At 53.4% G+C, this 23,635-nt stretch carries 23 protein-coding genes; 18 read left to right on the plus strand and 5 right to left on the minus strand.

Annotated features, from left to right (window positions below):
- From acnA to ABWP27_RS03505, 4 genes are all read right to left on the minus strand, one after another.
- Nucleotides 1–2,249 (minus strand): aconitate hydratase AcnA (gene acnA, locus ABWP27_RS03490; protein ID WP_353153435.1); only part of this gene is annotated, 2,249 nt, incomplete at its 3' end.
- Nucleotides 2,250–2,333: 84 nt separating this feature from the next.
- A complete protein-coding gene (locus ABWP27_RS03495) occupies nt 2,334–2,840 on the minus strand; it encodes a hypothetical protein (protein WP_353153437.1) in 507 nt (168 codons plus the stop codon).
- A 74-nt stretch (nt 2,841–2,914) separates the two neighbouring features.
- On the minus strand, nt 2,915–3,880 hold the full coding sequence (locus ABWP27_RS03500; RefSeq protein WP_353153439.1) for an HpcH/HpaI aldolase/citrate lyase family protein: 966 nt from the start codon (nt 3,878–3,880) through the stop codon (nt 2,915–2,917).
- A 76-nt stretch (nt 3,881–3,956) separates the two neighbouring features.
- Nucleotides 3,957–4,946, minus strand: a complete 990-nt coding sequence (locus tag ABWP27_RS03505) for a malate dehydrogenase (RefSeq protein ID WP_112992517.1) — start codon at nt 4,944–4,946, stop codon at nt 3,957–3,959.
- Nucleotides 4,947–5,225: 279 nt separating this feature from the next.
- On the opposite strand from ABWP27_RS03505, the gene ABWP27_RS03510 reads away from it, so the two are divergent.
- The 14 genes from ABWP27_RS03510 to ABWP27_RS03575 all read left to right on the plus strand — a co-directional run bounded on the left by ABWP27_RS03510 (nt 5,226) and on the right by ABWP27_RS03575 (nt 20,000).
- The gene (locus ABWP27_RS03510) at nt 5,226–6,014 is read left to right on the plus strand and encodes a GntR family transcriptional regulator (RefSeq protein ID WP_353153441.1); all 789 of its coding nucleotides are present in this window, start codon (nt 5,226–5,228) and stop codon (nt 6,012–6,014) included.
- 145 nt (nt 6,015–6,159) lie between these two features.
- Nucleotides 6,160–6,570, plus strand: a complete 411-nt coding sequence (sdhC, locus tag ABWP27_RS03515; RefSeq protein ID WP_353153443.1) for a succinate dehydrogenase, cytochrome b556 subunit — start codon at nt 6,160–6,162, stop codon at nt 6,568–6,570.
- Nucleotides 6,570–6,935 carry a succinate dehydrogenase, hydrophobic membrane anchor protein gene (gene sdhD, locus ABWP27_RS03520; RefSeq protein ID WP_353153445.1) on the plus strand — a complete coding sequence of 122 codons (366 nt, stop codon included), beginning with the start codon at nt 6,570–6,572 and terminating at the stop codon, nt 6,933–6,935. The genes sdhC and sdhD overlap by 1 nt, the downstream gene beginning before the upstream one ends.
- Nucleotide 6,936: 1 nt before the next feature.
- Nucleotides 6,937–8,715: a succinate dehydrogenase flavoprotein subunit gene (gene sdhA / locus ABWP27_RS03525; protein WP_353153447.1), complete on the plus strand. Its 1,779-nt coding sequence runs from the start codon at nt 6,937–6,939 to the stop codon at nt 8,713–8,715.
- 11 nt (nt 8,716–8,726) lie between these two features.
- Nucleotides 8,727–9,437, plus strand: a complete 711-nt coding sequence (locus ABWP27_RS03530; protein WP_353153449.1) for a succinate dehydrogenase iron-sulfur subunit — start codon at nt 8,727–8,729, stop codon at nt 9,435–9,437.
- 125 nt (nt 9,438–9,562) lie between these two features.
- Nucleotides 9,563–9,832 (plus strand): FAD assembly factor SdhE, encoded by a 270-nt coding sequence (locus ABWP27_RS03535; RefSeq protein WP_353153451.1) that lies wholly within the window; start codon nt 9,563–9,565, stop codon nt 9,830–9,832.
- Nucleotides 9,833–9,924: 92 nt separating this feature from the next.
- Nucleotides 9,925–11,238, plus strand: coding sequence for a citrate synthase (gene gltA / locus ABWP27_RS03540; RefSeq protein ID WP_353153453.1), 1,314 nt, complete (start codon nt 9,925–9,927; stop codon nt 11,236–11,238).
- A 214-nt stretch (nt 11,239–11,452) separates the two neighbouring features.
- Nucleotides 11,453–14,311 (plus strand): 2-oxoglutarate dehydrogenase E1 component, encoded by a 2,859-nt coding sequence (locus ABWP27_RS03545; RefSeq protein ID WP_353153455.1) that lies wholly within the window; start codon nt 11,453–11,455, stop codon nt 14,309–14,311.
- A gap of 60 nt (nt 14,312–14,371) precedes the next feature.
- Nucleotides 14,372–15,634 carry a 2-oxoglutarate dehydrogenase complex dihydrolipoyllysine-residue succinyltransferase gene (gene odhB / locus ABWP27_RS03550; RefSeq protein WP_353153457.1) on the plus strand — a complete coding sequence of 421 codons (1,263 nt, stop codon included), beginning with the start codon at nt 14,372–14,374 and terminating at the stop codon, nt 15,632–15,634.
- 86 nt (nt 15,635–15,720) lie between these two features.
- Nucleotides 15,721–17,148, plus strand: a complete 1,428-nt coding sequence (gene lpdA / locus ABWP27_RS03555; RefSeq protein ID WP_353153459.1) for a dihydrolipoyl dehydrogenase — start codon at nt 15,721–15,723, stop codon at nt 17,146–17,148.
- 9 nt (nt 17,149–17,157) lie between these two features.
- Nucleotides 17,158–17,559: a hypothetical protein gene (locus tag ABWP27_RS03560; protein ID WP_353153461.1), complete on the plus strand. Its 402-nt coding sequence runs from the start codon at nt 17,158–17,160 to the stop codon at nt 17,557–17,559.
- A 110-nt stretch (nt 17,560–17,669) separates the two neighbouring features.
- Entirely contained in the window at nt 17,670–18,767 is a 1,098-nt protein-coding gene (gene zapE / locus ABWP27_RS03565) for a cell division protein ZapE (RefSeq protein WP_353153502.1), read from the plus strand.
- Nucleotides 18,768–18,803: 36 nt separating this feature from the next.
- Nucleotides 18,804–19,517: a hypothetical protein gene (locus ABWP27_RS03570; RefSeq protein ID WP_353153463.1), complete on the plus strand. Its 714-nt coding sequence runs from the start codon at nt 18,804–18,806 to the stop codon at nt 19,515–19,517.
- Between the two features lie 279 nt (nt 19,518–19,796).
- On the plus strand, nt 19,797–20,000 hold the full coding sequence (locus ABWP27_RS03575) for a cold-shock protein (protein WP_009665193.1): 204 nt from the start codon (nt 19,797–19,799) through the stop codon (nt 19,998–20,000).
- 90 nt (nt 20,001–20,090) lie between these two features.
- On the opposite strand, the gene ABWP27_RS03580 is transcribed toward ABWP27_RS03575, so the two are convergent.
- A complete protein-coding gene (locus ABWP27_RS03580; protein WP_353153466.1) occupies nt 20,091–20,513 on the minus strand; it encodes a thioredoxin family protein in 423 nt (140 codons plus the stop codon).
- A gap of 128 nt (nt 20,514–20,641) precedes the next feature.
- Between ABWP27_RS03580 and tsaB the strand changes: the two genes are divergently transcribed.
- The 4 genes from tsaB to ABWP27_RS03600 are packed head-to-tail and all read left to right on the plus strand — an operon-like array spanning nt 20,642 to nt 23,634.
- Entirely contained in the window at nt 20,642–21,340 is a 699-nt protein-coding gene (gene tsaB, locus ABWP27_RS03585; protein ID WP_353153468.1) for a tRNA (adenosine(37)-N6)-threonylcarbamoyltransferase complex dimerization subunit type 1 TsaB, read from the plus strand.
- Nucleotides 21,337–21,837: a ribosomal protein S18-alanine N-acetyltransferase gene (rimI, locus tag ABWP27_RS03590; protein ID WP_353153470.1), complete on the plus strand. Its 501-nt coding sequence runs from the start codon at nt 21,337–21,339 to the stop codon at nt 21,835–21,837. Before tsaB ends, rimI begins: the two co-directional genes overlap by 4 nt.
- A complete protein-coding gene (locus ABWP27_RS03595) occupies nt 21,834–22,679 on the plus strand; it encodes a uracil-DNA glycosylase (RefSeq protein ID WP_353153472.1) in 846 nt (281 codons plus the stop codon). The genes rimI and ABWP27_RS03595 overlap by 4 nt, the downstream gene beginning before the upstream one ends.
- Nucleotides 22,657–23,634 carry a DUF1853 family protein gene (locus tag ABWP27_RS03600; RefSeq protein ID WP_353153475.1) on the plus strand — a complete coding sequence of 326 codons (978 nt, stop codon included), beginning with the start codon at nt 22,657–22,659 and terminating at the stop codon, nt 23,632–23,634. The genes ABWP27_RS03595 and ABWP27_RS03600 overlap by 23 nt, the downstream gene beginning before the upstream one ends.
- The last annotated feature ends 1 nt before the right edge of the window (nt 23,635 follow it).

Here is a 23,635-nt window from a genome sequence, read left to right on the forward strand (position 1 = left end):
CCATCCGGTTTGATCGGGATCATCAGATTCTTGATGCGCACGTTGGCGAAGGTGCCGCGCATCATGATTTCGTGATTGCCGCGACGTGAGCCGTAGGAGTTGAAATCTGCTTTCAACACGCCTTTTGCTGTCAGGTATTTACCGGCCGGGCTGGTGTCCTTGATCGAACCTGCAGGCGAGATGTGATCGGTGGTGATGGAATCGCCGAATACGCCGAGCGCACGTGCACCTGTGATGCCGGTTGCAGCAGCTTTCGGTTCCATCGTGAAGTCGTTGAAGAATGGTGGTTCGGCGATATAGGTCGAAGTTGGCCAGTCATATACCTGGCCCTCAGCGACGCCCTTGATGCCTTCCCATAATTTTCCTGGTGCGGTTTTGACTTGAGCGTAGTTATCCTTGAAGACCTTGGCGTTCATCGCAAACTTCATCAGCTTGGAAACTTCCTGCGAAGTTGGCCAGATATCGCCCAGGTAAACGTCGCGCATCTTGCCATCGGCCCCTTTGCCGCGACCGACCGGTTCCGTCATCAGGTCGCGTGTCATGTTGCCGGCGATCGCGTAGGCGACAACCAGCGGTGGCGATGCCAGGAAGTTGGAGCGGATGTTCGGGTGAATACGCGCTTCAAAGTTGCGGTTGCCCGACAACACGGCTGAAGCGACGATGTCGTTTTGCGCGATGGCTTCATTCATTGCAGGCGTCAGGTCGCCGGCGTTACCGATACAGGTTGTGCAACCGTAGGCAGTGACGCCGAAGCCGAGTTTTTCCAGGTAGGGCAGCAGGCCGGCAGCTTGCAGGTATTCGGTCACAACGCGTGAGCCAGGAGCAAGCGAAGTCTTGATGTGCGGCGACACTTTCAAGCCGGCTTCGACTGCTTTCTTGGCCAGCAAACCTGCGGTCAGCAATACGCTAGGGTTCGATGTATTGGTGCAGGAAGTGATCGCTGCAATCAGCACGTCGCCGTTTTTGACTTTGACGCCATCGCTGTTGGTATAAGTTGCATCCAGATCTTCCGGTTTTTTATTGAAACCGTTTTCCGATACCGGTTTGGCAAACAAATCGGCGAAGTTTTGTTTGACGTGACCGATTTCGATGCGGTCTTGCGGACGTTTCGGGCCGGCCAATGATGGTGCAACCGAACCCAGATCGAGTGCGACCACGTGGGTGTAATCGATCTCGCCGGATTTTGGAATGCCGTACAGACCTTGCGCCTTGAAGTAGTTTTCAAATGCATCGATTTCGGCTTTGGTGCGGCCCGTGCCCTTGAAGTAATCGATGGTGGCATCGTCGACCGGGAAGAAGCCCATCGTCGCGCCGTATTCCGGTGCCATGTTGGCGATGGTGGCGCGGTCGGTCAGCGACAGCGATTCGGTGCCTTCGCCGAAGAATTCGACAAACTTGCCGACGACTTTTTCCTTGCGCAGCAATTCTGTGATGGTGAGAACCAGATCGGTAGCGGTCACGCCTTCACGCAATGCACCGGTAAGGTTCACGCCGACGACGTCAGGCGTGAGGAAATAAACCGGTTGGCCCAGCATGCCGGCTTCGGCTTCAATGCCGCCTACGCCCCAGCCGACTACGCCGATGCCGTTGATCATGGTGGTGTGCGAATCGGTACCGACCAGTGTGTCCGGATAGTAGACGTCGGTTTTGCCGCCGTCATTGCGTTTGTGTACGCCGCGCGCCAGGTATTCCAGATTCACCTGGTGCACGATGCCGAAGCCCGGTGGCACGACGCCGAAAGTGTCGAACGCCTGCATGCCCCATTTCATGAACTGATAGCGCTCGTTGTTGCGCTGGAATTCCAGTTTCATGTTCAGGTCGAGCGCATTCTTTTGACGGAAGTGATCGATCTGGATCGAGTGATCGACGACCAGATCAACCGGCACCAGCGGTTCGATGTTCTTTGGGTTCTTGCCCAATTTGCTGGCGACGTTGCGCATGGCAGCCAGATCGGCCAGCAGCGGAACACCGGTGAAATCCTGCAATACCACGCGTGCGACGACGAAAGGAATTTCATCCGTGCGTACGGCTGTTGGCGACCAGTTGGCCAGTTGGTGGATGTGTTCTTCGGTTACTTTTTTGCCGTCGCAATTGCGCAGCACCGATTCCAGCACGATGCGAATCGAAACCGGCAAGCGGGAAACATTCACGCCGAGTTTTTTACCCAATGCAGGCAGCGAATAAAACGTACCTTTTTTCGAGCCTGAAATATTGAATTCCTTAAGCGTATTCAATGTGTTGCGCGACATGATTTTCTCCTTGATACAAAATAGCCGATACGAAAATGGTTCCATGCATGCTGTCAGCTGTGAGGCTGACAGCACTTCCAACTTTTAACTCTTTGTTTTTGCGGCCAGTGCTTTTGCCTGCTCGGGATCTCTGCATTCATTGGCCAGTTGCTGCCCTTTTTTGGAGTCGAGCAACATGGCCTTGGATGGAATGTGTATCCATACCAGACCTGCCTTGCGATTTTCAAAACGATTTGCGCCGGTGCTGGTGCCGATTCTGCGCATGCGGTGGACTTTGTCTTTCCAGCGGATGGCAATGTGTTTGTCGTCACTGGCGTTGTAATAAGTGGTGATCTTGTTGCCGAGCTCGCAATTGAAATTGTTGACGATGGAGCCTTCGATATTGGCTTCGCCCAGATCTTCGTCGTCATCGTCGCCGACAGCGTTTGCAGCGGCGGCGGATGCCGCTGCTGCAGGCACTGCTTTTTTTACTGTCTTTTTAAGCGGTTTTTTTGCTGTTTCCTGTTTGGCGGCAGCGCTTGTTTGTGCAAACGCAGGCGACAGTGTTGTCGATGCGCCGATCAGCAGGGCAGCATAAAGCAGTTTCTTCATTCAAAATCTCCATTTATTTTGATGGTTCGCCGGCAGGCAAGCAGGTGATGCGCTTGATGCAAGCGAGCGTGTATTCATAAAATAGTGCTGGTCGAATCGGGCAGCGGCAAGCCACTGGCCTGCGCACGTTGCAGTATCGTCCAGTAATAACGGTAGCTCGCTCTATCGTGCAATTTGCCGTTGTGCTGTATCGGCCCCCATTGCACTGCCTGTGCTTGCGACAGAATAGCCGCTGCTTCGTTCACTTCCGAGAGTCGGGGAGCAAATGATTTCAGGATAGGTTTGATCTGGCCTGGGTGAATGCTCCACATCCGCGTATAGGCAAACTCGGATGCGGCACGATGCGCATCGCTGGCAACCACCGACGTGTCATTGATTTCCGTCGTGACATTATGCGATGGGGTTTTGCCGTGGGCATGGCAGGCTGCGGCAATTTCCAGTTTGGCGCGCGCCAGCAGCGGATGGGTAAATTGTCCTGGCGAACGCATGGCGTTGCCGGGAATGGCGCCGTAATGCGCGGAAACAAAATCCATGATGCCGAAAGACAGGCATTCGACCTGGGGCAGGGCGGCGATTGCATGGACATCTTTCAATGCGCCGTGCGTTTCAATCAAGACGTGCACCGGCAAGTTGGTGCGGCCGTTCGCGTGGCGATTGACCAGGCTGATTGCGTTTTCCACGTCGGCGACGCTGTCGACTTTTGGAACGACCAGATAAGCCAGACGTTGCGCAGCATGTTGCAGAATGATTTTTATATCCTGCTCGAAGAATTCACTGGTGACATCGTGCACACGGGCACCTATGCGGCCGAACAGATTTTCTTCGCCGGCAATCAGCGTGCCGATCAAATGTGCGTGTGCTGATTCATTGCCATGTGCAGCACCGTCTTCGCAATCGAAAGTAATATCGAAAACCGGTCCCAGTTCTGTCTGCAGCGCCAGCGATTTGCGCATCAGTTTTTCCGAGCCGGCATAGTGATCGCAGACCGGAATCGAAACCGGTGGCAAAGTGCCTTGAAAGAGAACTTCGGACGGATGCATGAGCGGTGTGCTGGCTATAAGGACTGGCTGCAGAGGAGAAGGACGAATAGCCGCAGCCATTCGTCCGGAACTAATATCAAGCCAGAAGGTGTTTGACGCCTTCACGCTCTTCCGTCAATTCTTTCAGGGTCAGATTGATGCGTTCTTGCGAGAATGCATCGATGTCCAGGCCTTGAACGATTTTGTATTCGCCGTTTTCGGTAGTAACAGGGAAGCCGAACATGGTGTCTTTCGGAATGCCGTAGGAACCATCCGACGGAATGCCCATCGTGACCCATTTGCCGTTGGTGCCGAGTACCCAGTCGCGCACGTGATCGATCGCTGCGTTGGCTGCCGATGCTGCCGAGGACACGCCGCGTGCTTCGATGATGGCGGTGCCGCGCTTTGCAACGGTAGGCAGGAAGGTGTCTTTATTCCACGCGTCGTCGTTGATGCTTTCCTTGACCGATTTGCCATCGATGGTGGCGAAGCGGTAGTCGGCGTACATGGTTGGCGAGTGATTGCCCCAGACTGCGAGTTTTTCAATCGATGCAACCGGTTTGCCGGTTTTCGCTGCGATTTGCGACAGGGCGCGGTTGTGATCCAGACGCAGCATGGCGGTGAAGTTTTTCGCCGGCAGGTTTGGTGCTGATTTCATCGCGATGTAAGCATTGGTATTGGCTGGATTGCCGACCACCAGAACCTTGACATTGCGCGATGCAACTGCATCCAGCGCCTTGCCTTGTACAGTGAAAATCTGTGCATTTGCTTCCAGCAGATCCTTGCGTTCCATGCCGGCGCTACGTGGGCGGGCACCGACCAGCAAAGCGATATCTGCATCCTTGAATGCGGTCATCGGATCGCTGTGTGCGGAAACGCCAGCCAGCAATGGAAATGCGCAATCGTCGATTTCCATGATCACGCCTTTCAGCGCGTTTTGTGCTTTTTCATTGTCGATTTCCAGCAACTGCAAAATAACCGGCTGGTCTTTGCCCAGCAAGTCGCCGTTAGCGATGCGGAACAGCAGGGAATAACCGATCTGGCCGGCGGCGCCGGTGACGGCAACACGCATAGGGGCTTTAGCCATGTTGAATCTCCAAGGTGATGGTGAAAACGTGATTGGGTGTGGGGAAAATATCCGCGTGGCGCAATGATACAGTTGAATACCGGAGAAGTCAGCGGGGGCTATCCACAAATCGATCGTCTATTTTGCTTGATGTTACCGTTACTGCGACAAAGCAATATTGTTGCGAGTGTAGGCTTCGGGCATTTCATTGTCAATATGTATCTTATGTCTTATATAAGACATGTTAATTATTATCTTTTGCTGGACTCGGAGAGGGGTTCTGTGGTGAAATCCATACTCATGAGCTCCTCCCATCCTTCTCTGTCGATAGCTAATCCGGCCCAGGCTGCCGGTGCGTCAGCGACGGTGCCGTCGCCAACCTTCAGTCCGCTGTATCAGCAAATCAAGGCCTTGATCACGAAGAGTCTGCAGTCGGGCGAATGGCGTCCCGGTGAATTGATTCCGAGCGAAGTCGAGCTGGCCAATCGTTTCAAGGTCAGCCAGGGCACAGTGCGCAAGGCAATTGATGAGTTGTCGGCCGAAAATCTGGTGGTGCGCAGACAGGGCAAAGGCACTTTCGTTGCAACGCATCACGAAGCGCGGGCGCAGTTTCGTTTTCTGCGGTTAAAGCCGGATGTCGGCGATGCCCATTATCCCGAGAACACAGTTACGGAAGCCAGACGTCTGCGCGCGCCTGCCGATATTGCGCGTCAACTGGACATTAAAACCGGTGATTCGGTTTTCTTCATCAAGCGCATCCAATCGTTCGATGGTGCGCCGACGATTCTGGAAGAGTTGTGGTTGCCAGGTTTGATTTTTAAAGGTTTGTCGCTGGAACGTGTGCTGCAATACAAGGGACCCATGTACGCACTGCTGGAAACGGAATTCGGCATTCAGATGATACGTGCGGTTGAAAGTATTCGCGCCGTGGTGGCCGATCAAAGTGCGGCTGAACTGTTGGCAGTGCCGCTGAATACACCGTTGCTGAGCGTGAACCGGGTTTCATTTACGTATGGCGATAAAGCGGTGGAAGTGCGGCGTTCCTTGTACGTGACAAATAATCATCATTATCAAAATGAATTGAGCTGAACATGAAGCATGCAATTGTCAGTTTCTTGTTTGTCAAACAGATAAGTAAAAATGTTTAAACAGGATTTAAAAAAAGATTTGTTTTGGTGTGGTGCACCAAAATCGGTGAAAATTGGAAGTTCATCTCGTTTGGGAAAGTCACGTCATGTCTGATTCACTCAAAACCGGCAAGCCGCAGTTCCGCAATATTAATATTGCCGATCTGGTGCACTATCGGATGCCGCTGGCTGCGATCATATCTATTTTGCATCGCATCAGCGGCGCATTGATTTTCCTGCTGTTGCCAGTCATTTTGCTGCTGCTCGACAAAAGTCTGATGTCTGAAATCTCTTTCGAGCATTTCAAGGGCATCGCTTCCCACTGGTTCGTCAAACTGATCATTCTCGCGCTGGTGTGGGCTTATCTGCATCATTTTTGCGCCGGCATACGACATTTGTTCGCAGACGTGCATGTAGGCGCGGATAAGGTCAATGGACGCAAGTCGGCTGCCATTGTGCTGGTGATCAGCCTGCCATTAACGGCACTTGTCGCACTCAAACTGTTTGGAGCTTTCTGATGGCTATCGATAATATCGGACCGCATAGACGGGTCGTCGGCGCACATTACGGTTTGAAGGACTGGCTTGCGCAACGTGTAACGGCAATCATCATGATTGTGTACACGGTAGTTTTGTTACTCGCCTTCCTGCTTGCCAGCGATTTCAGTTACGAAGGCTGGGCCGGACTGTTTGCGCAGCAATGGTTCAAAATGTTCACCTTTGTGACCTTCCTGGCATTGTTCTATCACGCATGGGTCGGCATGCGGAATATCTGGATGGATTACATCAAACCAGTTTCAGTTCGCCTCATATTGCAGGCTGCCACGATTGTGTGGCTGATCGCCTGCGCCGGATGGGCGGCGCAGATTCTCTGGAGAGCGTAACGTGGCAGCAATCAAATCAAGCATTCCTTCGCGCCATTTTGACGCCATCATCATAGGCGCCGGCGGTTCAGGCATGCGCGCATCGTTGCAACTTGCGGAAGCAGGCTTGAACGTTGCGGTGCTTTCAAAAGTATTCCCGACTCGCTCGCATACTGTTGCCGCACAAGGCGGGATCGGCGCATCGCTCGGCAATATGGCGGAAGACAGCTGGTTCTGGCACATGTTCGATACCGTCAAGGGCGGCGATTATCTGGGCGACCAGGATGCGATCGAATTCATGTGTCGCGAAGCGCCCAAGGTTGTCTACGAACTTGAACATTTCGGCATGCCGTTCGACCGCAATGCCGACGGTACAATTTATCAGCGTCCGTTCGGCGGTCACACCGCCAATTTCGGTGAAAAGCCGGTGCAACGTGCGTGTGCCGCCGCCGATCGTACCGGTCATGCGCTGTTGCATACGTTGTATCAGCGCAATGTGCGCGCCCGTACGCATTTCTTTGTTGAATGGATGGCGATCGATTTGATGCGCGATGCCGAAGGCGACGTGATCGGTGTGGTCGCGCTGGAAATGGAAACCGGCGAAGTGATGATGCTGGAAGCCAAAACAACGATGTTCGCCACCGGTGGCGCCGGCCGTATTTTTGCCGCATCAACGAATGCATTCATCAATACCGGCGACGGCCTCGGCATGGCAGCACGTGCCGGCCTGCCTCTGGAAGATATGGAGTTCTGGCAGTTCCATCCGACCGGCGTGGCCGGTGCCGGCGTACTGATTACTGAAGGTGTACGCGGCGAGGGCGGTATTCTGGTCAATAGCCAGGGTGAACGCTTCATGGAGCGTTATGCGCCGACCCTGAAGGATCTGGCGCCGCGCGATTTCGTTTCGCGTTCGATGGATCAGGAAATCAAGGAAGGCCGCGGTTGCGGGCCGAACAAGGATCACGTGATGCTGGATCTGCGCCATATCGGCGCCGAGACGATCCAGAAACGTCTGCCGTCGATCCTGGAAATTGCGCACAAATTCGCCAACGTCGATGCGACGCGCGAACCGATACCGGTAGTGCCGACGATTCACTATCAGATGGGCGGCATTCCTACCAATATTCATGGCCAGGTGGTGGAGCCGAAAAACGGCAATCCGAATCATGTGGTCAACGGCCTGTATGCAATTGGCGAGTGTGCGTGCGTCTCGGTGCATGGCGCCAATCGTCTCGGTACCAATTCGCTGCTCGACCTGATCGTGTTCGGTCGTGCCGCCGGCAATCACATCGTACAAAGCAATCTGAAGCAGCGTCAGCACAAGCCTTTGCCGGCTGATGCCGCCGATCTGGCGCTGTCGCGCCTGGCGCATCTGGAAAACAGTACCGGTGGTGAGCGCGTGCAGGATGTGGCAAACGATATTCGTTCGACGATGCAGCAGTATTGCGGCGTATTCCGCACGGATGAATTGCTGCAAACCGGTTACAAGAAAATCATGGAACTGGATGAGCGCCGCAAACATGTGTCGTTCAAGGATAAATCCAGGGTTTTCAATACCGCACGGATAGAGGCGCTGGAGCTGGACAACCTGATCGAAACCGCCAAGGCCACGATTACATCAGCCGCTGCACGCAAGGAATCGCGCGGTGCGCATGCGCATCGTGATTACGAACAACGCGACGATGAAAACTGGTTGAAGCATTCGCTGTTTTATTCCGAAGGAAATCGCCTCGATTACAAGCCGGTAGTGATGAAGCCGCTGACCGTCGATACCTTCAAGCCTAAACCACGCACTTTCTAAAAGGTCAGAACATGGCACGCACGCTCAGACTTAAGATTTATCGCTATGATCCTGACAAGGATGCAAAACCGTACATGCAGGATGTGACGGTAGAATTGCAGGCGCATGACAAGATGCTGCTTGATGCGTTGCAACGCATCAAGGCTGACGTAGATGATTCGCTGGCCTTGCGCCGTTCCTGCCGCGAAGGAGTGTGCGGCTCGGATGCGATGAACATCAATGGCAAGAATGGCCTGGCCTGCACGACCAATCTGAATGAGTTGACAGAGCCCATCGTTCTGCGTCCGCTGCCCGGCTTGCCGGTCATACGCGACCTGATCGTGGACATGACGCAATTCTTCAAACAGTACGACTCGATCAAGCCTTTCCTGATTAACGATACAATCCCGCCTGAGAAGGAACGCTTGCAGACGCCGGCGGAACGTGAAGAGCTGGATGGCTTGTACGAGTGCATTTTGTGCGCATGCTGTTCGACTTCCTGTCCGTCGTTCTGGTGGAATCCGGATAAATTCGTCGGTCCGGCCGGTTTGTTGCAAGCCTACCGCTTCATTGCCGATAGCCGGGATGAAGCAACCGGTGCACGGCTGGATAATCTGGAAGATCCGTACCGATTGTTCAGATGTCATACAATTATGAATTGTGTGGATGTTTGTCCCAAAGGTTTGAACCCGACGCGCGCAATCGGAAAAATCAAGGAACTGCTGGTGCGACGAGCGGTATAGGTTTGCATAGCGGGTTGTTCTGCATCATCACTGATGCAGGATGATTTATCTGTAATTCGTCGCCGTGTTTTTCTTCGCAACAAGAATTGACGTGGAATAAGCGTTAAGAGATTGAATGAGTATCCATGTCGAATACCCACCAAGCTGATCCCGTAAAGCGCGCACGCCTGCGATGGCGTGGTCGTCGCGGTTTGCTGGAAAACGATTTGCTGCTGACGCGATTTCTTGATCAGCACGAAGAAACCTTGACGGATCAAGAGGTCGAAGCTTTTTCGGTATTGCTGGAGTTGCCGGATAATGACTTGATGAATTTGCTGTTGGCGCGCAGCGAACCGGAAGGTGAGAGCGATCTTCCACATGTACGCGCGCTGCTGACAAGATTGCGTGCGATTTGATCGAAACGGATCAAAGTGCACGGATGATGATTTTTAATTTTGCGATTTATTCTTAAATCGACTCCACCCCTCGTTATATAGAAGGAAGAGCCATGCCCCACTCCCAATCTGACACCAAAGCCACACTGTCGTTTTCCGACGGTTCGCCATCATTGGAGTTACCGATCTACAAGGGAACCATTGGTCCTGACGTGATTGATATCCGCAAGCTGTACGCTGCAAGCGGAAAATTCACCTACGACCCAGGCTTCATGTCTACTGCTTCGTGCAATTCGACCATTACCTACATCGATGGCGACAAGGGCGAATTGCTGTATCGCGGCTATCCGATCGAGCAACTGGCGGTGAATTGCGATTTCCTGGAAACCAGCTATCTGCTGATGAAGGGCGAGTTGCCTAACGCGGCGCAGAAAAAAGAATTCGTCGCGACTGTTACCAAGCACACGATGTTGCATGAACAGATGCAATTCTTCTTCCGCGGATTCCGTCGCGATGCGCATCCGATGTCGGTATTGGTCGGTACGGTTGGTGCATTGTCTTCGTTCTATCATGATTCGCTCGATATCAGCGACGCGCATCACCGCGAAGTATCGGCGATTCGCCTGATCGCGAAGATGCCTACGCTGGTCGCGATGTCGTACAAGTATTCGGTAGGCCAGCCTTTCGTGTATCCACGCAATGACTTGTCATACAGCGCGAACTTCATGCATATGATGTTCTCCACGCCGGCTGAAGAATACAAAATCAATGATGTGCTGGTGCGCGCACTGGATCGCATCCTGATTCTGCATGCAGATCACGAACAAAATGCATCGACATCGACCGTGCGTCTGTCAGGTTCGTCCGGCGCGAATCCGTTTGCATGTATTGCAGCGGGTATTGCCTGCTTGTGGGGTCCGGCACATGGCGGCGCGAATGAAGCAGCTTTGAACATGCTGAAGGAAATCGGTTCAGTCGACAAGATTCCTGAATTCCTGGAGAAGGTCAAGGACAAGAATTCCGGCATCAAGCTGATGGGCTTCGGCCATCGCGTGTACAAGAACTTCGATCCGCGCGCCAAACTGATGCGTGAAACCTGCCATGAAGTGCTGGAAGAGTTGGGCCTGCACGACGACCCATTGTTCAAACTGGCAATGGCACTGGAAAAAGTGGCGCTGGAAGACGAATACTTTGTATCGCGCAAACTGTATCCGAACGTCGATTTCTACTCAGGTATCGTGCAATCGGCACTGGGAATTCCGGTGTCGCTGTTCACCGGTATTTTCGCAATGGCCCGTACGGTCGGCTGGGTCGCCCAATGGAATGAAATGATTTCGGATCCGGAACAAAAGATCGGTCGTCCGCGTCAATTGTTCATTGGCGAAAAGCCGCGTGATGTACCGGAAATGTCGAAACGTCCAGCTTAAATAGACGCGATAAAAAGCGAGTCAAGAGATTCGCTTTTTATCCATTTGTTTTATGCTATTCTCGTCTGACATTATCAAATTCAGTTATTAAATCAGTGATCGAATAAAACGTCCTTCCCCACAACTTGATGTGCAATCCGCTAAACGGTCAGGCCGTGTCGCGGAAGGTTGAATAACCCGCTAATCTCGCGAAACGCGAAGAAAGGTGAGCAAGATGATGCAACAACTTTTAGCCAACTCCTATTTGTTTGGGGGTAATGCACCGTACGTTGAAGAATTGTACGAGGCATATCTGGACAATCCCGGCTCCGTGCCGGATAACTGGCGTGCGTATTTCGACGCCATGCAGCATGTGCCTGCCGTCGATGGTTCCAGCAAACCGGACGTCGCGCATGCTTCCGTGATTGCATCCTTTGCAGAGCGCGCCAAGCATGGCCCGATCCGCAATGTCGTCGCCTCCGAAGATGTCGAACTGGGACGCAAGCGCGTTGCCGTCACACAGTTGATCGCGGCTTATCGCGTACTCGGCAACAACTGGGCCAATCTCGATCCCTTGAAGCGCCAGGAACGTCCATCCATTCCGCAACTGGAACCGGCTTTCTATGGTTTCACCGATGCCGATATGGACATCGTGTTTAATATCAGCAATACCCACTTCGGGACAGAAACAGCGTCGCTGCGCGATTTGCTGAATGCCTTGCGCGATACCTACTGCCGCTCGATCGGACCTGAGTTCATGTACATCAGCGATCCTGCGCAAAAGCTTTGGCTACAGGAACGTTTTGAATCGATACGCTCGACACCGACGTTTTCCAGCGAAAAAAAGAAACACATTCTTGAGCGCCTGACTGCAGCTGAAGGTCTGGAACGTTATCTGCATACCAAATACGTTGGTCAAAAACGTTTTTCACTTGAAGGCAGCGAAAGCTTTATCGCGGCATTGGATGAAGTCATCCAGCGCGGCGGTGAAAAAGGCGTGCAGGAAATCGTCATCGGCATGGCGCATCGCGGGCGATTGAACGTACTGGTCAATACGCTGGGCAAAATGCCGCAGGAATTGTTCGCTGAATTTGAAGGCCGTCATGGCGACGATTTGCCATCCGGTGACGTCAAATACCATCAAGGTTTTTCATCCGATATCAGCACACCAGGCGGCCCTATCCATCTGTCGCTGGCCTTTAATCCCTCTCATCTGGAAATCGTTAATCCAGTGGTGGAAGGCTCAGTGCGTGCACGTATCGAGCGCCGTGGACAAAACGACCCGTCGCAACAAGTGCTGCCTATCCTGATTCACGGCGATGCAGCATTTGCCGGACAGGGCGTCATCATGGAAACCCTGAACCTGGCGCAAACGCGCGGTTACGGTACCGGTGGTACGGTGCACATCATTATCAACAACCAGATCGGTTTTACCACCTCTGATCCGCGCGATACGCGTTCGACCCTGTACTGTACCGACGTGTCCAAGATGATTGAGGCGCCGGTCATTCACGTCAACGGCGATGATCCGGAAGCAGTGGTGTTTGCAGCGCAGATGGCGCTTGATTATCGTCTTGAATTCCGCAAGGACATCGTGGTCGATATCGTCTGCTATCGCAAACTGGGACACAACGAGCAGGATACGCCGGCGCTGACGCAGCCGCTGATGTACAAGAAAATTTCCCAGCATCCAGGTACGCGCAAGCTGTACGCCGACAAACTGTTTACGCAGGGTACCCTGGCGGAGAATGAAGCCGATGACATGGTCAAGGCATACCGCGATGCGATGGATGCCGGCAAGCATACGATCGATCCGGTCATTTCAAATTTCAAAAGCAAGTATGCAGTGGATTGGCTGCCGTTCCTGAACCGCAAATGGACCGATGCCGCCGATACAGCTATTCCTCTGACGGAATTGAAACGTTTGGCTGAGCGTGTAACGGTGATTCCGGAAAATTTCAAGGTGCATCCACTGGTCGAGAAAGTACTGGCCGATCGTGCCAGCATGGGACGCGGTGAAATGAATCTGGACTGGGGCATGGGTGAGCATCTGGCTTACGCATCGCTGGTCTCTTCCGGTTACGCAGTGCGACTGACAGGGCAGGATGCAGGACGCGGGACTTTCGTCCATCGTCATGCGGTATTGCACGATCAAAATCGTGAACGCTGGGATGCCGGCAGTTATGTGCCTTTGCAAAACATCTCCGACCAGCAGGCATGGTTCCGCGTCATCGATTCCGTTCTGTCGGAAGAAGCGGTACTGGCTTACGAGTACGGTTATTCGACCGCAGAGCCGAATACGCTGGTGATCTGGGAAGCGCAGTTTGGCGATTTCGCCAATGGTGCGCAAGTCGTCATTGATCAGTTCATCAGTTCGGGTGAAGTGAAATGGGGACGTGCATCCGGTTTGGTGATGATGCTGCCGCATGGTTACGAAGGCCAGGGGCCGGAACATTCGTCGGCCCGTCCGGAGCGTTTCCTGCAACTGTGCGCAGACAACAATATGCAAGTGGTGCAGCCGACGACGGCAGCGCAGATTTTCCATCTGCTGCGTCGCCAGATGATCCGCAAGTTCCGCAAACCGCTGGTCATCCTGACGCCGAAATCGCTGCTGCGCAACAAGGAAGCCGGTTCGCCGCTGACCGATCTTGCCAACGGCTCGTTCCAGACTGTGATTGGCGAAGTCGATACGACTATCGATGCGAAAAAAGTCAAACGCGTCATCGCCTGTTCAGGTCGCGTTTATTACGATCTGGTCAATGCACGCAAGGAGCGGGCGCAGAACGATGTGGCCATCATCCGTATCGAACAACTGTATCCGTTCCCGCACAAGGCATTCGCTGCAGAGCTCAAGAAATTCCCGAATTTCACTGACTTGGTATGGACGCAGGACGAACCGCAAAATCAGGGTGCATGGTTCCAGATTCAGCACAATATTCTGGAAAACATGTCGGATGGACAGAAGCTGGCTTACGCCGGTCGTCCAGCCAGCGCTTCACCTGCCGTCGGCTATTATGACAAGCATTACGCGCAACAAAAAACGCTGATTGAAACAGCATTCAGCAAGTTAAAAGGTTTTATCCAAACGAAATAAAGACCCTGTCGTACTCCGGATACTGGAGTGCGGCATGAACAAACCGAAACGGAGAGTTATATGGCTATTCTTGAGATCAAAGTTCCGCAACTGTCGGAATCCGTTGCAGAAGCAACGCTGCTGCAATGGCATAAAAAGGTCGGTGAAACCGTCACGCGTGACGAGAACATGATCGATATCGAAACCGACAAGGTTGTGCTGGAGTTGCCGGCGCCGGCCGCCGGTGTGATCACGCAAATTATTCGCGACGACAACAGTACGGTGGTCGCCGGTGAAGTGATTGCCTTGCTCGATACCGACCTGTCGGCTGCAGTTGCACCTGCAGCATCTGCTCCTGCTGCCGCAGCAGCACCCGTAGCGGCCGCGCCAGCTGCACCTGCAATGGCGGCGTCTTCAAATGCGGCCAGCAGTATTGCCATGCCGGCCGCAGCAAAAATGCTGGCGGAAAACAAGCTGGCAGCGGGCGATGTTGCAGGTACCGGCAAGGATGGCCGTGTCACCAAAGGCGACGTCATCAATCAGCTGGAGAAAAAACCGGCAGCGCCTGCGGCCCCAGCAATTGCGGCGGCCAAACCTGCGCTGCAACAAGTGGCTGCGCCAGCGTCGGCCAATATGCTCGCGAATCGTCCGGAAGAGCGCGTGCCTATGAGTCGTCTGCGCGCCCGTATCGCGGAACGCTTGCTGCAATCGCAATCGAGCAATGCAATCTTGACGACGTTCAATGAAGTCAATATGCAGCCGGTGATGGATCTGCGTACCAAGTACAAGGACAAGTTCGAAAAAGAACATGGCGTGAAACTCGGCTTCATGTCCTTCTTCGTCAAGGCAGTGGTTGCTGCATTGAAAAAATATCCGATCATCAACGCATCGGTAGACGGTAATGACATCGTGTATCACGGCTACTTCGATATCGGTATCGCAGTTGGCTCGCCACGCGGACTGGTGGTGCCGATTCTGCGTGATGCGGATCAAATGTCGATCGCCGAAATTGAAAAGAAAATTGCAGAATTTGGCAACAAGGCCAAAGAAGGCAAGCTGACGCTGGATGATCTGAACGGCGGTACTTTCTCGATTTCTAACGGCGGCGTGTTCGGTTCGATGCTGTCGACACCTATCATCAATCCACCGCAATCGGCGATTCTGGGGATACATGCAACCAAGGAGCGTGCAGTGGTTGAAAACGGCCAGATCGTGATCCGTCCGATGAACTACTTCGCCATGTCCTACGATCATCGCATCATCGATGGTCGCGAAGCCGTGTTGGGTCTGGTGGCGATGAAGGAAGCGATGGAAGATCCTGCGCGCCTGTTGCTGGATCTCTAAAATCGGGTAGATGAAAAGACACAAAGGCGCGCGCAAGCTGATGCCTTTGTGTCTTTTTTTTCAGTAAAAAATTCGCGGGATAAAAAATGTCGAAAAATTTTGATGTAGTAGTAATCGGCGGCGGCCCTGGCGGCTATGTCGCTGCCATACGCGCAGCGCAACTGGGATTTTCTGTTGCATGCATCGATGAATGGAAAAATGCCAAGGGCGGCGCAGCACCTGGCGGCACCTGCACCAATGTCGGCTGCATTCCATCGAAAGCCTTGTTGCAATCTTCCGAGCATTACGAACATGCAGGTCACGGTTTTGCCGAGCATGGGATTGAAGTCAAGGATTTGACGCTGAATGTGAAAAAAATGGTGGCGCGCAAGGACACCGTCGTCAAACAGAATAACGACGGCATCCTGTACCTGCTGAAAAAAAACAAAGTTACCTTTTTCCATGGCCGTGGTTCCTTTGCAAAGGCAGGCGCGGGCGGGTATGAAATCAAGGTGGCCGGCGCCGCCGAAGAAACTGTCGCCGCCAAACACGTGATCGTGGCGACCGGCTCGACGCCGCGCGTATTGCCGGGTGCCGACTTCGATGAAAAAATGATCCTCTCCAACACCGGTGCACTGGCAATGACAGAAGTACCGAAACGTCTGGGTTTGATCGGTGCCGGTGTAATCGGCCTGGAAATGGGCAGCGTCTGGCGCCGTCTCGGTTCGGAAGTCACCGTGCTGGAAGCCTTGCCGGTTTTCCTCGGTGCAGTGGATGAACAGGTCGCCAAGGAAGCGCAAAAGCAGTTCGTCAAGCAGGGCCTGGCCATCAATCTGGGCGTGAAGATCGGTGCGATCACTACGGGCAAGAACGATGTCACGGTCAACTATGTGGATGACAAGGGTGCGGCGCAAAAAGCGGTATTCGATAAGCTGATTGTCTCGATCGGACGCATACCGAATACGGTAGGCTTGAACGCCGAAGCAGTCGGCCTGAAGCTGGATGAACGTGGCTTTATCGCTGTCGATGGCGATTGCAAAACCAGTCTGGCTAATGTGTGGGCTGTAGGCGACGTGGTGCGCGGGCCGATGCTGGCGCACAAGGCGGAAGAAGAGGGTGTTGCCGTTGCGGAGCGTATCGCCGGTCAGCATGGCCACGTGAACTTCAATACCATTCCATCGGTTATTTATACTTCACCGGAAATTGCTTCGGTCGGCAAAACCGAGCAGCAACTGAAGGCAGAGAATATCGCCTATAAAGCCGGCACCTTTCCTTTCCTGGCGAATGGGCGTGCGCGTGCACTGGGCGATACCACCGGCTTTGTGAAGTTTCTGGCCGATGCAAAAACCGATGAAATTCTTGGTGTGCACATCATTGGGCCACAGGCATCCGAATTGATTTCGGAAGCGGTGGTGGCAATGGAGTTCCGTGCCTCGTCGGAAGATATTGCACGGATTTGCCACGCACACCCTACCTTGTCGGAAGCGCTCAAAGAGGCGGCGCTGGCGGTAGATGGCCGGGCCTTGAATTTCTAGGGAGTGGCCATGCGTTATATCAGTCTGCTGCTGCCTTTGGTATTGACCGCCTGTGCCACCGGCAATTGGGGCGATGGCCGGGTTACCGTTGTCACTGCCAGCAATGGTCAGGAATTCGGCGGCGCCAGCTGTGCCGTGATGAACAATGTGGCGAGCTGGAATGTGACGACGCCGGGAACACTGGAGATCGGTCGGGCTTCCGGGGAGTTGCGCATTATTTGCAATAAACCTGGCTACCGTACTTCTGAACTGCGCCTGCCGCCGTATGGGCAACAATCCGGCTCCAGCATGGGCGTCGGCTTGGGCGGCGGTAGTGGCGGCGTCGGCCTCGGGCTGGGCTTCAGTCTGCCTATCAGTTCGGGTGGCGGCAGTTATCCGCCGCGCATCGTGGTGAATATGTATCCGCTGTAAATACGCGTGTGTTGAAATGTGCGGGCGAGTTGCGACTCGCCCGTTTTTATCTTGAGCATCGATGAAAATCAGATCGCACCGACTCTGAAAACGAATTGGATTTGAGCAGAATGAATGTTCAGGAGTTTTACGATCACACCTTGCTGCAGCGCGGATTCAATGCAGACGAAGCGCAGAGACAAGCCGTTATTCGCCTGCAGCAAGCTTACGATGAGTGGGTAGAGTACAAGGCGCAACGGGCCAATGCATTCCTGCGTTTTCTCAAGCCGCCGGCCATTCCGCGCGGTGTCTATATGTGGGGCGGCGTCGGGCGCGGCAAGTCCTTCCTGATGGATAGCTTCTATACAGTGGTGCCGCTGGTGCGCAAGACGCGCGTGCATTTCCACGAATTCATGCGCAGCGTACATCGCGAGCTGGATGAGTTGAAGATGATTGCCAATCCGCTGGATGAAGTGGCATTGCGCATCGCAAAGAAATATCGCCTGATCTGCTTTGATGAGTTTCACGTGACCGACATCGCCGATGCGATGATTCTGTACAACCTGTTCAATGCCTTGTTCAAAAATGGCGTGTCTTTTATCATCACATCCAATTTTGAACCCAGTACGCTGTATCCGGACGGCCTGCATCGCGATCGTATGTTGCCGACCATCGCTCTGCTGCAAGAAAAACTGGATATCATGAATGTGGATGGCGGCAACGATTATCGCAAACGCGCCTTGTCCCAGGTCGATGCATATCACACACCGTTGGGAGCCGAGGCAGATCATGCATTGCGTACCGCATTTGCACGAATCGCAGAAACCAGCGACGAGAATCCTGTTCTCGATGTTGAGGGGCGCCAGATCAAGGCGCTAAGGCGCGCCGGCGGTGTGATATGGTTCGACTTCGCTACGCTGTGCGGCGGTCCGCGTTCGCAAAACGACTACCTTGAAATTGCCAGTCGTTTTCATACCGTCATCCTGTCGGATGTTCCGCTCATGTCTGTCGGTATGTCTTCAGAAGCGCGTCGTTTCATCTGGCTAATCGATGTATTGTACGATCGCAGGATCAAGCTGCTGATATCGGCAGCTGTTGATATGCATCAGCTGTATACCGATGGTGCGCTGACCATGGAGTTTCAACGCACCGTGTCGCGGCTGGTGGAAATGCAATCGGGCGAATACATGGAAGCCGAACGCAGCCACAGCGGCAATGCGATTTTATAGATAGTTCCGGCAGGAATTCAACTTGATTAAACTGTAATGATGAAACTGATAGCGAACATGTCTGCAGCAGCATTGATGCTGTTGTCCGGCCCCTATGCCTGGGCGCAAACGGCAGCGACAATGGACGAGGCAGCCTTGCAGTCCTACTCGGTGCAAGGTGTGGCAGAGCGATACCCGGCCGGCACCATCAAGTCGCAGGAAACTGCAGACCGTGCATTGGAAGACGTCAAGCAAGTACGTGCCAATATTGAAGCGCGTTTCAATGCGGAGCAGCATACCTGCTACCCGACATTTTTTGCCACTTCGTGTTTGAACAAGGCGAAGGAGCGCCGGCGCGTGGATCTACTGACGGTGAGGCCGATCGAAGTTGAGGCCAATGCATACATACGGCATGCGCGCGTAATAGAGCGTGATCGTCGTCTGGCAGAAAAAGCAGCGGAAAATGAAGGCAAGGCCATCCTGCAGCAGGCACCTGCCGAAGGTAAAAGCGATGATGCCAGTACGTCGGCGCATGAACAAAACAGCGTATCCAAAGATGCGCAACGCAAGGCACGCGCAGATGCACGGGCGGAAAAAATAGAGAAGCAGGCAGAGAAAGAAAAGAATTTAAAGGCAAATGAAGCGGCGGAAGAAGAAAAACGCGCTGCGAATATCAAGCGCTACGAAGAGAAGGTAAAAGAATCTGCTGCACGTCAGAAAGCAATTCTGGAGAAAAAAGCGGAAAAGGAACGGGCGCAGCAGCAAAAATAAGCATACGCGGGCACGGCGGCTTTTCCCTTGTGCGAGTCTGACAAGTTTGGGACGCTCTCAGGTTTTCATGGCAGTGATACAAGAAAAATGAGTAAGTCGCTGATTAATACTTTCTTGCAACATTAAGTAATTATCAAAGTTTAACTTTTTTAATTTTCTCCGGTATAATCAAGCATCGTTGAGATTCGAGTTAGTAGTGCAGTATTAGTCTGTCATTCCTGTCTTGGTTGAAACGATCTAACGGGCAACTGCCCAACTTAACTGAAATTAGGAATTGTAATGGCAACTGGTATCGTAAAATGGTTCAATGATTCGAAGGGCTTCGGCTTCATCACCCCTGATGAAGGCGGCGAAGATCTGTTCGCTCACTTCTCGGCTATCCAGTCGAGCGGCTTCAAATCACTGCAAGAGAACCAACGTGTTTCTTTTGAAGTGACTGCTGGCCCTAAAGGCAAGCAAGCTTCGAACATTCAGCCTATCTAAGCTGAATCAAGCGAAATAGAAAATCCTCGGCTTGCCGGGGATTTTTTTTGCCTGCAAGTTTTTCGGGAAATGTGTTGGCCGTGTAAAGGCTCAGGATTCGCTTAATGCCTTGCGCAGATTGCGCTCAAGTTGCCAGTTCCTGTATTCGACGCTGCTGTGTGCGTGCATTTTTAATTCGGCATCGCTCTTGTCGGCATGCGCCGTGATCAGGCGATGCGCGATACGATGGTCGGGCATGGTGGTGCCGTAAAACATTACATCGTCGCCACGCTGAATTAAAAGTGTGGGGAAGTTCTCAACATCGAAGTCGCCGATCAGATCGGCTCTGTCTTCAATATCGATCCAGATAAAAAGCTTGTCCGGATGTTGCGCTGCCAGTTCATCGAAACCCGGCCGGTAGCTTGTGCATACATCGCACCATGCCGCGCACAGACAGGCAACTACCCATACGTCATCTTGCATGCGTTGCGCTAACTGATGCTGGTTTTCAGGTTCTAGTGTGATGCTGGACATGGCGTTATTCTACCGGTTTCTGTCTTCAATTGAGCAAGCGTCTGTCACGGCAAGCCAGGCTTGCAGCAATTTTCATAAAGTGTGCACGCAGTCCAGACGTCTCGCGGCACGCACGGTAAAATACCGCCATGTCTACTATCCTTGCCATTGAAACATCCTCTGAACTTGCCTCGGCTGCATTGCTGCATGGCGCTGTTGTGACGTCTGCAGAAGCGGCTGGCGTGACAACGCACTCGCAAAGCATTTTACCCATGGTGCAGGACTTGCTCGCCAAGGCCGGCCTGGCATTGACGGATTGCGATGCAATTGCATTCGGCTCCGGCCCCGGCTCCTTTACCGGCGTGCGCACCGCTTGCGGAATTGCGCAAGGCTTGGCATATGGTGCGGATCTGCCATTGCTGCCGACGGTAACCTTGCTGGCATTGGCCCAGGCTTGCCATGAAAAAACCGGTGCATGCGATGTACTGGCAGTGATGGATGCGCGCATGGGTGAAGTCTATTGGGCACAGTATCGCTTCGATCGCGAATGGCAGATTGTGATTGCGCCAAGCTTGTCCGCCGCCTCGGATGTGATGCCGCATGGCGAGGTTGTCGCCTGCGGTAATGGATTGAAGGCATATGAAAAGGATTTTGCAGCGCGTTCTTTTTTTCGCGCCGAAATGAAAGAATGGGTGCCGCATGCCGCGCAGATTGCAACGCTGGGTGCGCTGGCATTTGCGCAAGGGCAGGGCGTGGCTGCCGGCGTTGCAGAGCCTCTGTATTTGCGTAACAAGGTGGCATTGACGACGAACGAACGTCTGGAAAAGGCTGCAAAGGAGATCGCATGAGTTCTGTGCAAAGCCCGATTCCACAGCCGGCTCCGGTAGTGTCTCCGCGCAAGCTGTACTTTTACCGGATGCAGCCATCCGATGTCAGTGATGTGCTGGCCATAGAAAACGATGTGTATCCGTTCCCGTGGACGCGTGGGAATTTCCTCGATTCGATCAGCAGCGGCTATGAAACCTGGGTGTTGCGTGATGCCGCAGGCACATTGAATGGTTATTTCCTGTTGATGCCGTCGGTGGACGATGCGCATTTATTGAATATCACTGTGCAGCGCGATTTGCATGGCTGCGGCATTGGGCTCTTGCTGCTCAACAAAGCCAAAGCCATTGTGCAGGAAAGAAAACTGCAAGCGCTGTTGCTGGAAGTGCGCCCCTCCAACACACGGGCGGAAAAAATTTATGAACGTTACGGTTTTGCGCGCATCGGCATACGCAAGGGATATTATCCGGCACCGAATAATCAGCGTGAAGACGCCATTGTGATGAAGCTGGCGCTATGAGCAATCAACATCGACGCGCAGCATTCCTGCATGAAATGGGTCTGGGACCTATCTGGTCGCAACGCGGCACTGCAGCGTCGCAGGCTGATGGAGCCGTGAAGGATGTTGTGGTGACAGATATCCGAGCCATGCAAACGACAGCAATTGCTGACACGAGGCCTGCATGGGTGGAACAAGTTTCGGCAGCAGCAGTTCCGATGCATGCACCTGTGACGCTTGCAGCATCTGAGGTGACGACGACATCGTTTGCCGACATTGCACAGATGGATTGGGCTCAGCTCAAGTCCGTCGTCGCGAGTTGCACGCAATGCGGTTTATGCAAAAGCCGCACACAAACCGTATTTGGCGTCGGTGATCAAAAAGCAAAATGGCTGTTTGTTGGCGAAGGCCCAGGCCGCAACGAGGATTTTCAGGGCGAGCCTTTCGTCGGCCCGGCCGGGAAATTACTCGACAATATGTTTGGCGCGATGGGCTTGAAGCGCGGTGAAAATACCTATATCGCGAATATCGTGAAGTGCCGGCCGACTGATGCCAGCAAACGCGATCGTCCGCCGGCAGCAGAAGAGGCTGCAGCCTGCATGTCGTATCTGGAACGGCAGATTGCCCTGATCAAGCCGACCGTCATCGTCGCGCTGGGTAAAACGGCGGCAATATCGCTATTGAAACTGGATCCGGCGACACCAGTCGGCAAGTTACGCGGCACCGTGCATCGTTATGCGGATCTGCCCTTGATCGTTACGTATCACCCAGCCTATCTGCTGCGCAACCTTAAAGACAAGAGCAAGGCATGGGCGGATTTGTGTCTGGCCATGCAAACGTATGCCGACACTCCAAGCGCATAAACCTGCAAATAACTTTCAGGTGCAATTTCACCGGCGCTACGGCCATCTGAACGATCCGCATGTGCGCGCATTGGCGTGGTTGCTGGTTGCGCCTGATTTGCTCGATCCGCATGCGCCGCAATGGCAAGGGAAAATTGCGGCACTGCCAGCCGGTATGCTGGCCGGTATCGATGCATGGCTGACAGCCATGGATAGCGAACCTGCGGAGCTGCATCGTTACCTGGATTTGCAACCGTTCGCACGGCTGGGACGTTATGCAGAGAAGTTGATGGCGTTTTATCTGGAACGTCAAAATGTACTTTTTGCATACGGCGTGCAGGTGCGCGCCGGAAAAAACAGCACCATAGGCGAATTCGATTTCCTGCTACGTCTGGACGATCAACTCGTTCATTGGGAATTCGCTACCAAATTCTATTTGCTGGAATCCAGTGGTGCAGGCAACGATGCCGATTATTTTGTCGGCCCCAATCTGGCGGATACGCTGGGTGCCAAAATGCACAAGATAATGGATCGGCAGTTACTGCTCTCCACACATCCTGCTGCGCAAGTACATTTGCCGGAACCTGTCAGCAAGGCACAGGCGCTGGTGAAGGGCTGGCTTTTTTATCCGGATGTCGATATGCAGATGAACGCCTTCGGTACCTCGCAAGAGCATTGCCGCGGCTTTTGGTGCGCATTTTCCGACCTCGTGCATTTGCATGCGGAGCGCTATGCGATTCTGCCGCGCCTGCAGTGGTTGGCGCCTGCCAGTTTGCCGTCATCGCAGACGATGGATAAACAGACGCTGCAGGAGTATCTGGCAGAATATTTTGTGCACGATACGATGCCCGTGCTGGTCGCATTGCTGGAAGTGAAAGATGGCGTGGCGCGGGAGACGAGTCGCGGATTTATCGTGCCGGATGACTGGCGTACGCGCGCCGGGCAAAGAATACAACTGGCGCATCAGCTCGCCTGAA

Origin of the sequence: Herminiimonas fonticola (assembly GCF_040395855.1) — a bacterium.
Taxonomy (GTDB): Bacteria; Pseudomonadota; Gammaproteobacteria; order Burkholderiales; family Burkholderiaceae_D; genus Oxalicibacterium; species Oxalicibacterium fonticola_A.

What these genes read in the sequence shown, in the direction of transcription:
- ABWP27_RS03495 (WP_353153437.1), bottom strand. Translation starts at nt 2,840, where the DNA reads ATGAAGAAACTGCTTTATGCTGCCCTGCTGATCGGCGCATCGACAACA.
- ABWP27_RS03500 (WP_353153439.1), bottom strand. Translation starts at nt 3,880, where the DNA reads ATGCATCCGTCCGAAGTTCTCTTTCAAGGCACTTTGCCACCGGTTTCG.
- ABWP27_RS03505 (WP_112992517.1), bottom strand. Translation starts at nt 4,946, where the DNA reads ATGGCTAAAGCCCCTATGCGTGTTGCCGTCACCGGCGCCGCCGGCCAG.
- ABWP27_RS03510 (WP_353153441.1), top strand. Translation starts at nt 5,226, where the DNA reads ATGAGCTCCTCCCATCCTTCTCTGTCGATAGCTAATCCGGCCCAGGCT.
- sdhC (WP_353153443.1), top strand. Translation starts at nt 6,160, where the DNA reads ATGTCTGATTCACTCAAAACCGGCAAGCCGCAGTTCCGCAATATTAAT.
- sdhD (WP_353153445.1), top strand. Translation starts at nt 6,570, where the DNA reads ATGGCTATCGATAATATCGGACCGCATAGACGGGTCGTCGGCGCACAT.
- ABWP27_RS03530 (WP_353153449.1), top strand. Translation starts at nt 8,727, where the DNA reads ATGGCACGCACGCTCAGACTTAAGATTTATCGCTATGATCCTGACAAG.
- ABWP27_RS03535 (WP_353153451.1), top strand. Translation starts at nt 9,563, where the DNA reads ATGTCGAATACCCACCAAGCTGATCCCGTAAAGCGCGCACGCCTGCGA.
- gltA (WP_353153453.1), top strand. Translation starts at nt 9,925, where the DNA reads ATGCCCCACTCCCAATCTGACACCAAAGCCACACTGTCGTTTTCCGAC.
- ABWP27_RS03545 (WP_353153455.1), top strand. Translation starts at nt 11,453, where the DNA reads ATGATGCAACAACTTTTAGCCAACTCCTATTTGTTTGGGGGTAATGCA.
- odhB (WP_353153457.1), top strand. Translation starts at nt 14,372, where the DNA reads ATGGCTATTCTTGAGATCAAAGTTCCGCAACTGTCGGAATCCGTTGCA.
- lpdA (WP_353153459.1), top strand. Translation starts at nt 15,721, where the DNA reads ATGTCGAAAAATTTTGATGTAGTAGTAATCGGCGGCGGCCCTGGCGGC.
- ABWP27_RS03560 (WP_353153461.1), top strand. Translation starts at nt 17,158, where the DNA reads ATGCGTTATATCAGTCTGCTGCTGCCTTTGGTATTGACCGCCTGTGCC.
- zapE (WP_353153502.1), top strand. Translation starts at nt 17,670, where the DNA reads ATGAATGTTCAGGAGTTTTACGATCACACCTTGCTGCAGCGCGGATTC.
- ABWP27_RS03570 (WP_353153463.1), top strand. Translation starts at nt 18,804, where the DNA reads ATGATGAAACTGATAGCGAACATGTCTGCAGCAGCATTGATGCTGTTG.
- ABWP27_RS03575 (WP_009665193.1), top strand. Translation starts at nt 19,797, where the DNA reads ATGGCAACTGGTATCGTAAAATGGTTCAATGATTCGAAGGGCTTCGGC.
- ABWP27_RS03580 (WP_353153466.1), bottom strand. Translation starts at nt 20,513, where the DNA reads ATGTCCAGCATCACACTAGAACCTGAAAACCAGCATCAGTTAGCGCAA.
- tsaB (WP_353153468.1), top strand. Translation starts at nt 20,642, where the DNA reads ATGTCTACTATCCTTGCCATTGAAACATCCTCTGAACTTGCCTCGGCT.
- rimI (WP_353153470.1), top strand. Translation starts at nt 21,337, where the DNA reads ATGAGTTCTGTGCAAAGCCCGATTCCACAGCCGGCTCCGGTAGTGTCT.
- ABWP27_RS03595 (WP_353153472.1), top strand. Translation starts at nt 21,834, where the DNA reads ATGAGCAATCAACATCGACGCGCAGCATTCCTGCATGAAATGGGTCTG.
- ABWP27_RS03600 (WP_353153475.1), top strand. Translation starts at nt 22,657, where the DNA reads ATGCCGACACTCCAAGCGCATAAACCTGCAAATAACTTTCAGGTGCAA.